The sequence below is a fragment of the Kangiella sp. M94 genome, from assembly GCF_054926195.1.
This window is the reverse complement of record NZ_CM142903.1, coordinates 2,268,654-2,281,728: the sequence shown is the minus strand read 5'-3', so window position 1 is coordinate 2,281,728 and position 13,075 is coordinate 2,268,654. Positions and strand designations below refer to the sequence as shown.

At 43.4% G+C, this 13,075-nt stretch carries 14 protein-coding genes; 8 read left to right on the top strand and 6 right to left on the bottom strand.

Going from position 1 to position 13,075, the window contains the following annotated elements:
- Positions 1–63 precede the first annotated feature (63 nt).
- The 6 genes from ACYTXU_RS10495 to gpsA all read left to right on the top strand — a co-directional run bounded on the left by ACYTXU_RS10495 (position 64) and on the right by gpsA (position 3,881).
- On the top strand, positions 64–981 hold the full coding sequence (locus ACYTXU_RS10495) for an SPFH domain-containing protein (protein WP_462206700.1): 918 nt from the start codon (positions 64–66) through the stop codon (positions 979–981).
- Between the two features lie 9 nt (positions 982–990).
- Entirely contained in the window at positions 991–1,455 is a 465-nt protein-coding gene (locus ACYTXU_RS10490) for an NfeD family protein (protein ID WP_462206699.1), read from the top strand.
- A gap of 158 nt (positions 1,456–1,613) precedes the next feature.
- Positions 1,614–2,039, top strand: coding sequence for a rhodanese-like domain-containing protein (locus ACYTXU_RS10485; RefSeq protein ID WP_462206697.1), 426 nt, complete (start codon positions 1,614–1,616; stop codon positions 2,037–2,039).
- A gap of 32 nt (positions 2,040–2,071) precedes the next feature.
- Complete coding sequence (gene grxC, locus ACYTXU_RS10480; protein ID WP_462206695.1) at positions 2,072–2,335, top strand: glutaredoxin 3; 264 nt, start codon at positions 2,072–2,074, stop codon at positions 2,333–2,335.
- 26 nt (positions 2,336–2,361) lie between these two features.
- The gene (gene secB, locus ACYTXU_RS10475; RefSeq protein WP_462206694.1) at positions 2,362–2,871 is read left to right on the top strand and encodes a protein-export chaperone SecB; all 510 of its coding nucleotides are present in this window, start codon (positions 2,362–2,364) and stop codon (positions 2,869–2,871) included.
- Complete coding sequence (gpsA, locus tag ACYTXU_RS10470; RefSeq protein WP_462206692.1) at positions 2,871–3,881, top strand: NAD(P)H-dependent glycerol-3-phosphate dehydrogenase; 1,011 nt, start codon at positions 2,871–2,873, stop codon at positions 3,879–3,881. Before secB ends, gpsA begins: the two co-directional genes overlap by 1 nt.
- 15 nt (positions 3,882–3,896) lie before the next feature.
- Here the strand turns inward: gpsA and trmL are convergent, their stop codons facing one another.
- From trmL to glnA, 5 genes are all read right to left on the bottom strand, one after another.
- Positions 3,897–4,358 (bottom strand): tRNA (uridine(34)/cytosine(34)/5-carboxymethylaminomethyluridine(34)-2'-O)-methyltransferase TrmL, encoded by a 462-nt coding sequence (gene trmL, locus ACYTXU_RS10465; RefSeq protein WP_462206691.1) that lies wholly within the window; start codon positions 4,356–4,358, stop codon positions 3,897–3,899.
- Positions 4,359–4,967: a response regulator gene (locus tag ACYTXU_RS10460; protein WP_462206690.1), complete on the bottom strand. Its 609-nt coding sequence runs from the start codon at positions 4,965–4,967 to the stop codon at positions 4,359–4,361. It abuts the gene before it with no gap.
- On the bottom strand, positions 4,960–6,027 hold the full coding sequence (glnL, locus tag ACYTXU_RS10455; RefSeq protein WP_462206689.1) for a nitrogen regulation protein NR(II): 1,068 nt from the start codon (positions 6,025–6,027) through the stop codon (positions 4,960–4,962). Before glnL ends, ACYTXU_RS10460 begins: the two co-directional genes overlap by 8 nt.
- 98 nt (positions 6,028–6,125) lie before the next feature.
- Positions 6,126–6,641, bottom strand: a complete 516-nt coding sequence (locus tag ACYTXU_RS10450; RefSeq protein ID WP_462206688.1) for a DUF4124 domain-containing protein — start codon at positions 6,639–6,641, stop codon at positions 6,126–6,128.
- A gap of 156 nt (positions 6,642–6,797) precedes the next feature.
- Positions 6,798–8,207, bottom strand: coding sequence for a glutamate--ammonia ligase (gene glnA / locus ACYTXU_RS10445; RefSeq protein WP_462206687.1), 1,410 nt, complete (start codon positions 8,205–8,207; stop codon positions 6,798–6,800).
- A 435-nt stretch (positions 8,208–8,642) separates the two neighbouring features.
- On the opposite strand from glnA, the gene ACYTXU_RS10440 reads away from it, so the two are divergent.
- Positions 8,643–11,309, top strand: a complete 2,667-nt coding sequence (locus tag ACYTXU_RS10440) for a TonB-dependent receptor plug domain-containing protein (protein WP_462206686.1) — start codon at positions 8,643–8,645, stop codon at positions 11,307–11,309.
- 67 nt (positions 11,310–11,376) lie between these two features.
- On the opposite strand, the gene ACYTXU_RS10435 is transcribed toward ACYTXU_RS10440, so the two are convergent.
- The gene (locus ACYTXU_RS10435) at positions 11,377–12,351 is read right to left on the bottom strand and encodes a class I SAM-dependent methyltransferase (protein WP_462206685.1); all 975 of its coding nucleotides are present in this window, start codon (positions 12,349–12,351) and stop codon (positions 11,377–11,379) included.
- A gap of 55 nt (positions 12,352–12,406) precedes the next feature.
- On the opposite strand from ACYTXU_RS10435, the gene ACYTXU_RS10430 reads away from it, so the two are divergent.
- Complete coding sequence (locus ACYTXU_RS10430; protein ID WP_462206683.1) at positions 12,407–13,066, top strand: TIGR02466 family protein; 660 nt, start codon at positions 12,407–12,409, stop codon at positions 13,064–13,066.
- The last annotated feature ends 9 nt before the right edge of the window (positions 13,067–13,075 follow it).

Below are 13,075 nucleotides of genomic sequence, written 5' to 3'. Positions count from 1 at the left end.
TCATTGCAAAAAACTCCCTATAGTTGAGAGCTTATAAAATTTCAACAAAAATGAGGATGAATCATGGAAGCAGGTCTAATAACTATAATTGTGTTAGTAGTATTTGTAGTTTTTCTTTTATTTTCGGGTATTAAAACGGTAGTTCAGGGCTTTGAATATACCGTCGAGCGCTTTGGCAAGTACCGTAAAACGCTATCGCCAGGTCTGCACTTGATTGTGCCTGTCGTCGATAAAGTCGGTGCCAGGGTTAATATGAAAGAGCAGGTGCTGGATATTCCGGCACAGCAGGTTATTTCACAAGATAATGCGACGGTCACCATCGATGCGGTTTGCTTTTTTCAGGTGGTCGATCCGATTAAAGCAACCTATGAAGTGAATCAGTTACCGCGTGCTATGCAAAACCTGGTACAAACTAATATTCGTACCGTCCTGGGTAGTATGGATCTGGATTGGATGTTGTCCAAACGTGATGAAATCAATGCCCGGATTCTGACGATTGTCGATGAAGCAACAAATCCCTGGGGTGTGAAAGTTACACGTATAGAGATTAAAGACATTTTGCCCCCACGTGATCTGGTTGACGCGATGGCACAACAGATGAAGGCTGAGCGTTTAAAGCGTGCCCAAATTCTTGATGCAGAGGGTACCAAGCAAGCGGAGATTCTGGAAGCAGAGGGCATGAAGCAGTCTTCTATCTTAAGAGCTGAAGGACAAAAAGAAGCGGCTTTCCGAGAAGCAGAAGCGCGTGAGCGTCAGGCAGAAGCGGAAGCGAATGCAACACAAATGGTCTCAAAAGCGATTTCTGAGGGTAACGTGCAGGCTATTAACTATTTCGTTGCGCAAAAATACGTAGATGCATTGGCGAAAATCGCAACGTCTGAGAATCAGAAGCTGTTGATGTTGCCACTTGAAGCTTCTTCCGTGATCGGCTCAGTAGCTGGTATTGCTGAGATTGCTAAAGAATCATTTGGTAAAAAGTAAGGGGTAACTATGGAGTTTTTCCTGCAAATTGAATATTGGCACTGGTTGGCTTTTGGGCTGGTGTTACTGATTCTGGAAATGTTTGCGCCGGGTGCCATTCTGCTTTGGTTTGGCGTAGGGGCATTGGCTGTTGGTGTTTTACAGTTAATCATGCCCGGCTTGATGCCTCCTGAAATTCAGTGGTTTGTTTTTTCGTTAATATCGGTTGCTAGCCTGATTTTGTGGAAGCTATATGCAAAAAAGCACAAGCTTGATCAGGATGATGATACCGGATATTTGAATCAGCGTAGTAAGTCATTGGTCGGTCGTGAGTTTAATCTGAGCAACGCTATCGTTAATGGTGTGGGTAAAGTCAGGGTTGGTGATTCCTACTGGCGAGTAGAAGGCCCAGACTTAGGCGAAGGACAAAAGGTGAAGGTGGTCGGTTTTGAAGGGGCAACCTTAAAGGTTGAGCCGGTTAATCCCGACGCTTAGTGATTTTAGGCAGCTAATTTACACGGAGGCTAGCGCCTCCGTTGCTGTCTTAAGTAGCGATATTTTTGACTACATGGGCCTATAGGATCTAGGTCTTGGCGCTGTTTTGTGTATAATGCGCTGTCTCTATTTTGTGAAACCCAAAGGCTTATCTGCAGATGCAACAACTACTCGAGTTTTACGGTAATCACCCTTTTCTGGGCACTGCCTGGCTAGTATTCGCCGCATTATTAATAATCAGCTTGATTAAAACCATGACCAGTGGCAGTAAGTCATTGACTCCACTCGTAATGACGCAAATGGTCAATAAGCAAAATGCAGTGGTTGTCGATCTGAGAGCGATTGCGGATTTCAATAAGGGGCATATCCCAGGATCCATCAATATCCCTTTTGGCAAGCTTAAGGATCGTATCAAGGACCTTGAAAAACACAAAGAGACCCCCATCATTATGGTCTGTAACGCAGGTGTGCAAGCAGGTAATGCTGCGATGCAACTCAGAAAACAAGGTTTCACCGAAGTACATAAGTTAAAAGGTGGAATCCAGTCCTGGACTACAGAAAACTTGCCTTTAGCTAAAGGCTAAGCTAAAACATCCGACAGTATTTGAGAGCTAAGATGTCACAAGTAACCATTTATACTACTCGTTACTGCCCATTTTGCGTCAGAGCGAAAGCATTATTAGATGAATTACAGGTTAATTACCAAGAGATTCCTGTGGATGGGGACTCAGAGTTACGAGCTCATATGGAGTCTCTAACCGGTGGCTATACCGTCCCTCAAATTATTATCAAAGAGCGTGCAATTGGTGGTTGTGATGACCTGTATGCATTACACCGCAAGGGTGAGTTATTGCCACTTTTGCAAGACAATAATGAATGATTCGTTAAAAATTAAGAGAGAAAATTATGGCAGAGCAAGATCAAAATATTGGAAGTAATGGTGAACAGCAAGTTGAGACCCCTGAAGGTGCGCAACTTGTTATCCAAACAGTTTATGCAAAAGATATTTCTTTTGAAGCTCCAAACTCACCAGAGATTTTCCTTGAGCAATACAAGCCAAGCATTGATGTTAACCTTAATAACAAGGTTAAAGATTTAGACAACAACAGTCACGAAGTTGAGTTGCAAGTGACTGTTACTGCTAAGAATGGCGAGAAGACTGCCTATATCACTGAGGTGAAATACGGTGGTGTATTCGGTGTCAAAGGTTTGGAAGATGAAGTAAGAAATCGCATGTTAAGAACTTTCTGCTGCGAGCAATTACTTCCTTACGTTCGTGAGGCTGTTTCAGAAACTATCTCACGTGGTGGCTTCCCACGTTTCACCTTGCAACCGATTAATTTCAATGCATTGTATGAGCAAGCTATGCAGCAAGCTCAGCAGCAGCAAGCAGGTCAAGGCGAAGCGAACGCTTAATGTCTGCACAACTTTCCTTTGCGGTTCTTGGAGCTGGTTCTTACGGAACCGCATTGGCAGTGTTACTTGCCCGTAACGGCCACAGTGTTCGGTTATGGGCTCGTAAGGCTGAGCATGTTGTTGAAATGCAGCAAGCAAAACAAAACTCTAAATACCTTCCTGATGTTGTTTTCCCCGATAACTTATTAGTTACTCATCAAATCGATGTAGCATTAAAAGACCAGCCAATCATTTTGGTGGCGGTTCCAAGTCATGCGTTTCGCGATACCCTTAACCTGATTAAGCCTTATGTGGATGAAGACAGCAAGCTGGTATGGGCGAGCAAAGGTCTCGATCCGGAAAGCGGTGATCTACTGGGTAATGTGCTTAAAAATATTTTAGGCGATAGTATGCCGCACGCCATTTTATCAGGGCCAACTTTTGCTAAAGAGATGGCTATTGGTATGCCTACTGCAATCACGCTGGCTGCCAATAATGACGATTTTGCCGAGCAATTAGCTCTGGCTTTACATAATGACCGTTTCAGAGTTTATACCAGCGATGACATTGTTGGTGTACAGGTTGGTGGTGCTGTAAAAAATGTAGTCGCTATCGGCGCGGGCATTGCGGATGGACTAGGTTATGGTGCTAATGCGCGAACGGCTTTGATTACCCGGGGTCTGGTTGAAATGACTCGGCTAGGAGTGGCTGCTGGCGGCAAGCCAGAAACCTTTAATGGTATGGCTGGCATGGGTGATCTGGTATTAACCTGTACAGACAATCAATCGCGCAACCGTCGGTTTGGTTTAGCTTTAGGAAAAGGCGCTAGCCGTGACGAAGCCGAGCACGCCATCGGTCAGGTGGTTGAAGGTGTTCGTAATGCCAAAGAAGTTAGAATGTTGGCTGAGCGATTAGGGGTCGAAATGCCAATCAGTGATGCTATTTACCGCATTATCTACGAAGGTGTTGATGCCCGTCAGGCTGCGCATGAACTGTTAACTCGTGACCTTAAATCTGAAGCGGTAGATTAAAGCTCAACCGTCAGTCTACATAAACCCCTCAAAATCTCTCTGTCGCAACACTTCATAAGTTACAATAGCAACCGTATTAGAAAGGTTCAAACTCCGGCTGTCTGGCCGCATTGGGACTCTCAGAAGATATTCACCCATGTCATCTAAGATATGATTGGGCAGACCTCGAGTTTCTGGCCCGAACATCAAATAATCCCCATCCTGATAGCTAACCTGATGAAAGTAATGTTTGGCTTTAGTGCTCAGGCCGAATAATCGCTTGGGCTGCTCGGCATCGAGAAACTCTTGATAGCTCTCATGAATTTTAACTTGCGCCCATTCATGATAATCAAGTCCAGCGCGACGCATTCGCTTGTCGTCAATTTCAAATCCGAGCGGCTTGATTAAATGGAGCTGAAAGCCAGTGTTGGCACATAAGCGAATGATGTTGCCAGTATTCGGCGGAATTTCGGGTTCAAATAAAACGATATGGTACATTCAGTCGTTATCCTGCTGCTGCCATTGCTGTAGCTTGCGGGTCAAAGTATTACGGCCCCAGCCCAGTAGCTTGGCTGCTTTTTGTTTATGTCCCTGGGTCAGGCGCAAAGCATTGTCTACCATAAAGCGTTCAAAATCATCCTGTATTTGTTGAAGTACTTCAGTTTGTCCCTGGTGGTAATGCTGCTCAATGGTTTTGTGTATCTGTTGTTGCCAGGCCGGCAAATGAGTATCGGGCTGCTGACTGTCCAGGGCTTTGCGACAAATGCTGATGACCTGAGTGATGTTAAAAGGTTTCGGCAGGTAATCAAACGCTCCCAGCTCGTGGGTTTTGCTGCCGATATCGGTATCAGCATAAGCAGTGATCATAATCACCGGCAGGCCGGGGTGAGATTGATTAAGCTTTTGCAGAAGTTCTAACCCACTCATGCCAGACATTTGAATATCGGTAATGACAATATTGGGCTGGTGCATGTTCACAAGTTCAATCGCTTCTGCCCCATTATCGCAGGAGATAACTTTAAACTCGGCATTGTGTAACGCACGAGCCAATACCCAGCGAATAGAGCTGTCGTCATCGACTACTAATATGGTCGCTTGTTCACTCATCGTCAGGCCCCCTTACCACTTCAGTTTTAATGACAGGCAGGGAGATGGAAAAGGTTGTGCCGGCAGAGTCACTGGTAAACTCAATGATGCCTTCTTGCTGCTGTATCAGACTTTGTGCAATACCCAGTCCCAGTCCGCTACTGTCTTTTCCGCTGATAAGGGGTACGAATACATTAGGCTGAAGTGCCGGATCGATTCCTGGCCCATCGTCTATCACACTGATGCGGATAGTGAGTGGGTATTGTTTAGTACCAATGCTGTGGCGCGGGATAGCGCGAGTTTTAATAGTGACCGTTGCTTGTGCCTGCTCGGCACAGGCATCAATGGCATTTTGTACAACATTGAGTAACGCCTGATAAACCGATTCGGGAGCAATACTCAATTCGGGCAGGCTGGGATCATAATCTCTTATGAGCTGAATATGGTTGGGCAGATTAATGGTGCAGAAATCATATACCTGCTCGGTGATTTCGTGAATATTAAGAGACACTTTGCTGGCTTTCTTGCCACCGAGCAACATACGATCGACCAGCTTAGTCAGGCGCTCGATTTCATGTTGAATGATGTCGGTAAATTCCTGCTGCTCCGAGGATAGCTCCTGAGCAAGAAGCTGTGCTGCTCCGGCTATGCCGCTTAGTGGATTTTTCACTTCGTGAGCCAGTTGCGCGAGCAGTTTATTGTTGAGCTGGTTTTGTTGCAGAATGCCAAGTTCGTGTTGGTAGCGCTTAATGTTTTGCCGATCCTGCCACTCAACCATCAAATAGGGTTTATCCAGATGCACCCACTGTCCGGTAAAATTGGCAATAATATTACGCCCATTAAGAAGTTCCAGTCTCAAGTCATCTTGAGCAAAACTGCCGTTGTCCTTAAGTGTTTTCAGAAGCTCTCGTAGGGGTAAGCTGTCACTGGCTATGAAATAGCTGTAGCGCTGTCCCAACAGTACTTTTGAAGTTGTTATCAGAGCACTTTCTGCGGTTTGATTCAGGTAGGCGAAACGGCCATGCGTATCGAATAGCATGACAGCCGTGGAAAGTTGATCAAGCAGAGCTGTGGTATTCATCGCGGGAGCAATATGGAAAATGAGTCACAGTATAACAGGGTAAAGTAAGTAGTGCACCAAAATGGTGCGCCATGAAAATTCAAGCCTGTCTACTAATTTCAATTGGATGTCGGCAGTAAGTGAAAAGTAACAGCTTTACTGGTTTGCACGATTTGTTGAGTTTCATCATCAATGACAATGGCTAGTAGCTCATAGGTACCGTTATCAACATCTCGCAAATTGAAATAAGGAATTTTCTGATCTTGGCCAACCTGTACGCCATCCATGTGCAAGCGGATACTATGACTAGGTTGTACTTGAGGAGTAATACCGATCACGATATTAACTGAACCATCATGAGAGTAGACCTTTTCACTATTGCTGGGGCTGTCAATTGAAAATACCTCGTAGCTTTTACTGTCGCTGATCTCATCGCGATTACTTTCAGATTGCTGCTGATTTTGGTCTGTTTGCACGGTGATCATCACCGCATCATCACTAGGTTTGTCGGTGTAGGTTACCTTGCCATCTTTGTCGACTTTCTTGTACAGAACTGTAGCGTCAGCCGCAGATAACCAGACTGAACTAATCATCAGTAGTGATAGTTTAAGTAAGTGTGAAGCTTTAAGCGACATTTCAATCTTCCTGAAAATGATGTACCAATTAGACAGAGTATTAGCCAGTTAGTGCCGAGAGTCAAAAAAAGCCCAGCGGATGCCGGGCTTTGAGGTAAATCTAAATCAACTTTTACTGAGCGTTAAAGTTATTATAAAAGCCTGCTCAATGTCTGATTACAAGCTGTAGTACATATCAAACTCAATTGGATGAGTTGTCATGTTTAAAAGCTCAATGTCAGCACGTTTAAGGGCAATATAAGCATCTAACATATCATCTGAGAAGACTCCGCCACGAGTTAAGAACTCACGGTCGGCATCAAGCGCATCGAGAGCTTGCTCTAATGACTTGGCTACGGTTGGAATAGCTTTCGCTTCTTCCGCTGGTAAATCATACAAATCTTTATCCATTGCATCGCCGGGATGAATCTTGTTCTGAATGCCGTCTAAGCCAGCCATCATCAGTGCAGTAAAAGCTAAATATGGATTAGCCATAGGGTCAGGGAAGCGAACTTCGATACGACGAGCTTTAGCGCTGGTTACGTGTGGAATACGAATTGACGCTGAGCGGTTTTTCGCTGAATAAGCCAACATGACCGGTGCTTCGAAACCTGGAACCAGACGCTTAAATGAGTTAGTGGATGGATTAGTAATCGCATTAAGCGCGCGCGCGTGCTTAATAATACCACCAACGTAATACAAGGCTTCTTCAGAAAGACCTGCGTATTTGTCACCGGCAAAAAGGTTCTTGCCATCTTTGGCTAAAGACATATGAACGTGCATGCCGGTACCGTTATCACCAACGATTGGTTTTGGCATGAAAGTAGCAGTTTTGCCATAAGCGTGCGCTACGTTGTGAATTACATATTTTAAGATCTGAACTTCGTCAGCTTTTTTCATTAGCGTGTTAAATTCAGTTGCGATTTCGTTCTGACCGCCAGTTGCAACTTCATGGTGGTGTGCTTCAATGCGTAAACCCATTTGTTCCATTACCAGACACATTTGCGAACGAATATCTTGTGATGAGTCTACTGGTGGTACTGGGAAGTAACCGCCTTTGACACGAGGGCGGTGGGCATAGTTACCACCTTCGTAAGCCTTGTCAGAATTCCAGGCTGCCTCTGGATCATCGATTTTCACAAATGAACCGCTCATATCCGTTTTGAAACGTACATCTTCGAACATGAAAAACTCTGGCTCTGGACCGAAGTATGCAGTATCAGCAATCCCCGTTGATTTCAAATACTCTTCAGCGCGACGTGCAACAGAACGCGGGTCACGATCATAACCTGTCATGGTTGACGGTTCTAAAATATCACAACGTAAATTTAGCGTGGCATCTTCAAAGAAAGGATCCATAACCGCAGATTCGGCGTCAGGCATTAACACCATGTCGGATTCATTAATGCCTTTCCAGCCAGCGATTGAAGAACCGTCGAACATTTTGCCTTCGGTTAACATTTCTTCATCCACTAAGCGTGCAGGAATCGTGACGTGCTGCTCTTTACCTTTAGTATCGGTAAAACGAAGGTCAACAAATTTAACATCCATCTCTTCAATCATTTTAAGAACGTTTTCAACTGACATTTTTCTTGCTCCAGTGTGTCAAAAAGAATTTGATGGTGGCTATTATAAGCAGGGCAAACAATTAAAACTAATAGTTAAGGCAGGAAAGTACAAAGCTAACGCACCATAATGGTGCAATCTGAGTGGATGTGAGAAATTGAGATTGGTTTGCTGATCTGACATCAAGACATGAAATATAGGTGGTTAAAAAAGATACAGGAGAAAATCTTTTTTTTGCCCTAATATCTGGCTCAAAGCCTACTCCTATATAGCTAAGACACCCAATGTGCTTTGGTAACTTAAATGTAAAACTTGTTGACCAATCATAGAAAATTATGATAACTATAACACTCTCCAAGGCTGCGTTTAGCCGTGGTACTTTATTGTGGCACGACAAAATTCGGTTTTGGGTAAAAAAGAAAGAAAATTTACCAACTTATCTATAGGTAGGATTTTATGACTAACAAGACAATGATAGCTAAAGCAGTTAAGTACGCTTTGTATAGCGGCTTTGCGGCTTCAATGGCTGTTGCAGCTCCAGCTACTTTCGCTGCGGAAGAAGAAGCTGAAGATACTGAAACAGTTGTTGTAACAGGTTCTCGCTTAAAGAGAACTGACGTTGAAGGTGCAAACCCTGTTACAGTAATCACACGTGAGCAAATCGAACTTTCTGGTGAGATTTCAGCGGCTGAATTATTACGTAACACAACGTTTAATACTACAGGTTCATTCCGTCCACAATCTGGTTCATCAGCGCAAGGTGTTGCGATGATTGACTTGCGTGGTATTGGTTCTTCTCGTAGCTTAGTGTTGGTTGACGGTCGTCGTTTGACTATGTCTCCATCAACAGGTTCTAGCCAAGATTTGAACTCAATCCCAATGGGCGCAATTGAGCGTATCGAGATTTTGACTGATGGTGCATCAGCGATTTATGGTTCTGATGCAATCGGTGGTGTTGTCAACGTAATCACTCGTAAAGATTACAACGGCGCAGAAATCAGCTTACAAAAAGGCGAGCCAAGCATTCCTTCTGAAGGCGGCGAGCGTGAAGCTGGTAGCGTAATCTTCGGTTCTTCGAATGACACTACTAGCCTTTTAGGTGGTGTTTCTTGGAACAAGCGTGAAATCGTTTTCCAACGTGCATTCCCATGGGTTGAGCCAGGCGCTTCTATTTATGGTAATAACTGGATTCTAACTGACTTCTCGAATGGTTTTACAGCAATTCCAGGCGGGTGTGAAGGTGAGAACTATTACATCAATGGCGCAGCTTGTGCGTATAACTTCAACGCAACTAATGCGAATGAAGCCTCATCTACCAATGAGTCTTTGTATTTGAAAGCTACTCACATGATCAATGATGATTGGCAGTTGTATGCAAATGCAAACATTGCTAAAAACGATTCATTTGGTCGTTATGCTCCGGGTCCAGACAGTAACTTCTTCTATGGTTTCGCTATCGCAGAAGACAGCTACAACAACCCAACCAACCCTAACGCGTGGATGTATGACGCAAACAACCCAAATGCTGTAGCGTATGATCCAGGTATTGGTGCTAATGTACCTGTACATTTGTTCCACCGTTTTGCAGCTACTGGTAACCGTGACAACGAAGTGTTCAACGAAAATGTTGACTTCTTAGTTGGTGCTACAGGTTTTGTTGGTGATGTTGAGCTAGACTTCAGCATGCGTCGTGTACGTAACAACACAACTGAAATTGGTAATGGCTACATCGCTGGTTTAACAGCTTGGGGCTTTATTAACGATTTTAACCCTGGTTACGATTCAACTGGCACAACGTTTGACCCAGTTACATATCGTTATGGTTATGACATCCAGAACCCATTCGATAACCCTGATGAAGTACTTTCAGGTTCTGTAGTAACAACTTCTCGTGTTAGTGATTTTAACTTCGACGAGATCTTTGCTTCTGCAGCATTTGATTTGGGTGAGCTAGATGGTGGCACAATTCAAATGTTCGTTGGTGCTGACCGTCGCGAAGAGTACTACAGTGATCAATATGACTCGCAATCTGAAGCTGGTCTAGTTGGTGGTTCTGCTGGTAACTCAGCTGGTGGTGGCCGTGATGTAAACGCTGCTTACTTCGAAACATTGTTACCATTCACTAAAGAATTCGAATTGTCTGTTGCAGGCCGTTTCGATGACTACTCAGACTATGGTAATGATTTCTCTCCTAAAGTATCTATGCGTTACCAGCCAATGGATGAGTTAACACTTCGCGCATCTTATGGTGAAGGTTTCCGTGCTCCAACTTTGGATATTTTGACTCAGAAAACTGCATTCTCAGCTGATCCAGTTCAAGATCCGCAAACATGTGTAGTGTTCGGTCAGGCTCCTGATTGTGAAGTACAAATCAATGCTTACCGTATTGCTAACCCAGACCTAGAGTCTGAGCAATCTAAACAGTACGCACTTGGTGTAGCTTATCAGCCTACTGATTGGTTCAACTTTACAGTAGATTACTATGATATCGCAGTGGATAACCGAATTGCTTTCTTCAGTTCACAAGGTTTGATTAATCGTGAGCTAGCTGGCGATCCAATCCCTCCAGGTCTAGGTGTAAGCCGTCGTCCAAATGGTTCAATCGATGAAATCTTAACCGGTTATGGTAACGAGGGTGACCTTGAGACTAACGGTGTTGATGTGAACACTCGCTTTAACTTTGACTTCGAAGATGCTGGTCGTTTGGCTTCAAACTTCCAAGTTTCTTGGATTCATGACTTAAGCATTGACGGTGGTCGTAACTTAGCTCGTGACCCAGGTGTTCCACAATGGCGTGCAGTGTTGCAAAACGTGTACAACATTAGTGATTTCACTATTGCTTGGAACGTGAACACAATCGGTGGTCAATACACTGATGTACGTGGCACAACTGACCCTAACGATGGTGATGGTGTTGCTCGTTCTGGTAACATGGGCGTGTGGACTACTCACGACCTGCAAGTAAGCTATAACACTTCATGGGATGGTCAAATCTCTGTAGGTGCTCAAAACGTTTTCGAGAAATACCCAACTATCGAAGACTTTGATGGACGTGAATATAACTACTACTTATACAATGGTTATGGTCGCGTAGCTTACGTTCGTTATACTCAAACTTTCTAAGTTTAAGTTAACAAGCGAAATAAAAAAGGCGAGGATTTCCTCGCCTTTTTTTATGAGTATAACTAATTCATGATTGAATGCTGATGGTCCATGCAAAAGGTTGACTATTGATTGTGAAAGTTGAAACTTTATTGTTAGCTCCAAAGCTTTGTGCCTGCTGTTTTAAAGCATCAATTTTGCTATCAGTTAGCGTTGCATTAAGCTGGTCTCCTAGGCGTATACGGTGCTCTTCAAGGATGCTGTACTGCTGAGCAAGGTATTGACGAAGCTTTTGTGGCTCTTCTTTTCCAAGGTTCTGTAGCACTGGTATGACTCTGTTGAACACGTCTTGTAGCCATGTCTCATAAATCTCATTTTTAAACTCTGTTTTAAGAGTATCCAAAATCCATTTTATGGTTTTACTTATTGATTGGTTGTAAGGGTTCTGCTGCCAAGTGTGATACTGTCCAGAGGCCTTTACTTGTGATGCTATGTCGAGTAATAAGTCGATTTGAAGGAACAAGGGGCTAGCATGAAGAATATTCTTGAGCAGATTCGCGCCAGCTTCTGTATCATGCGAAATAGATGACTCGGGATGGTGGGTCATAAGGTTGATTGAGCCATGATCAGACAGCGATTTGATACACTGCTTAAGAGCTTGCTCTATATCAGCATATTCAAACCCAAACTGGCTAATGAACATATCCACCGACTGTGGTTCAAAAGGCAGTTTTTCAGCAGGCGTGTTTGGATGAAAGTTAATCTTTTGTAGGAGTTGTAGGGAGTCTTTATCCGACTTTAAAGCGTTCAAAGGATTAATATCTGCAGCATCTATACCATGCACTTCAAGATTCAAGTTGTGCTGATTACTGTATTCCACAGCAAGGCAAGCCAAGGCACCATTACCGCATCCAATATCTACAATACGGCTGCCAGGTTTTAGGTTAGAAAAAACAGTAAACCAGTAGTCTTTTATAGCACCCGTATAACCTTTTGAGGCGTCAGATTCAGCAAAACTATTAAGAGTATTGGAACTAGTCCAATAATTTGACCAATGCTTCATAATTAATGATAGTATCTATTCAAAATGAAACTCAGTATAAGAAAGATATTTCGAAATGAACACACTAAAGAATGAAATTATTCCAATGTTTTCTGTACCCTTGGGGGTTGCACATAACGCGTCGCATAAAGAGCTTAACCAAAAGCTCGCTCAACTATTCAGAAAACATGCCGAAAATAGTCAAGTTGATCAGCATGGTTTTGTTAATAAAAACAAACAGGTTTTCGAAAGTTCGTTTGATTTGTTTGATTGGAAAGATGATTGTGTACAAGAACTTCAGAAGTTTTGCTGGGGACAACTGTATCAGTTAATTGGTACTTTAAATCAGTATGATATTGATACACTGAAAAAACTTCATATAGCCTCTGAAAGTTGGTATCACATAACCAGTAAGGGCGGATATTTTGGCATTCATAATCACCCTATGGCCTCTTGGTCAGGTGTGTACTGTGTGTCAGCAGGTGATAAGGTCGAAGGTGATACCGATAGTGGTGGTTTAAACTTTATATCACCACAGATATCTACAACCAGCTTCATTGATAAGTCGTGCTCTAACATGAGAGGACAGTTTAGTCGTGGAAATAAGCTGATTCATTTACAGGAGGGGCAATTAGTGTTGTTCCCATCTTGGCTATTACATGAAGTTAAACCGTACTTTGGCGATTCGGAAAGAATTACCGTAGCTTTTAATTGTTGGTTTAAATATTCAGGCTAAGAAAAAACC

Bases quoted from the DNA above. Each gene is read 5' to 3' on its own strand.
- trmL (WP_462206691.1), bottom strand. From the start codon at position 4,358: ATGTACCATATCGTTTTATTTGAACCCGAAATTCCGCCGAATACTGGC.
- ACYTXU_RS10450 (WP_462206688.1), bottom strand. From the start codon at position 6,641: ATGTCGCTTAAAGCTTCACACTTACTTAAACTATCACTACTGATGATT.
- ACYTXU_RS10430 (WP_462206683.1), top strand. From the start codon at position 12,407: ATGAACACACTAAAGAATGAAATTATTCCAATGTTTTCTGTACCCTTG.
- ACYTXU_RS10485 (WP_462206697.1), top strand. From the start codon at position 1,614: ATGCAACAACTACTCGAGTTTTACGGTAATCACCCTTTTCTGGGCACT.
- glnA (WP_462206687.1), bottom strand. From the start codon at position 8,207: ATGTCAGTTGAAAACGTTCTTAAAATGATTGAAGAGATGGATGTTAAA.
- grxC (WP_462206695.1), top strand. From the start codon at position 2,072: ATGTCACAAGTAACCATTTATACTACTCGTTACTGCCCATTTTGCGTC.
- ACYTXU_RS10460 (WP_462206690.1), bottom strand. From the start codon at position 4,967: ATGAGTGAACAAGCGACCATATTAGTAGTCGATGACGACAGCTCTATT.
- secB (WP_462206694.1), top strand. From the start codon at position 2,362: ATGGCAGAGCAAGATCAAAATATTGGAAGTAATGGTGAACAGCAAGTT.
- glnL (WP_462206689.1), bottom strand. From the start codon at position 6,027: ATGAATACCACAGCTCTGCTTGATCAACTTTCCACGGCTGTCATGCTA.
- ACYTXU_RS10435 (WP_462206685.1), bottom strand. From the start codon at position 12,351: ATGAAGCATTGGTCAAATTATTGGACTAGTTCCAATACTCTTAATAGT.
- gpsA (WP_462206692.1), top strand. From the start codon at position 2,871: ATGTCTGCACAACTTTCCTTTGCGGTTCTTGGAGCTGGTTCTTACGGA.
- ACYTXU_RS10440 (WP_462206686.1), top strand. From the start codon at position 8,643: ATGACTAACAAGACAATGATAGCTAAAGCAGTTAAGTACGCTTTGTAT.
- ACYTXU_RS10495 (WP_462206700.1), top strand. From the start codon at position 64: ATGGAAGCAGGTCTAATAACTATAATTGTGTTAGTAGTATTTGTAGTT.
- ACYTXU_RS10490 (WP_462206699.1), top strand. From the start codon at position 991: ATGGAGTTTTTCCTGCAAATTGAATATTGGCACTGGTTGGCTTTTGGG.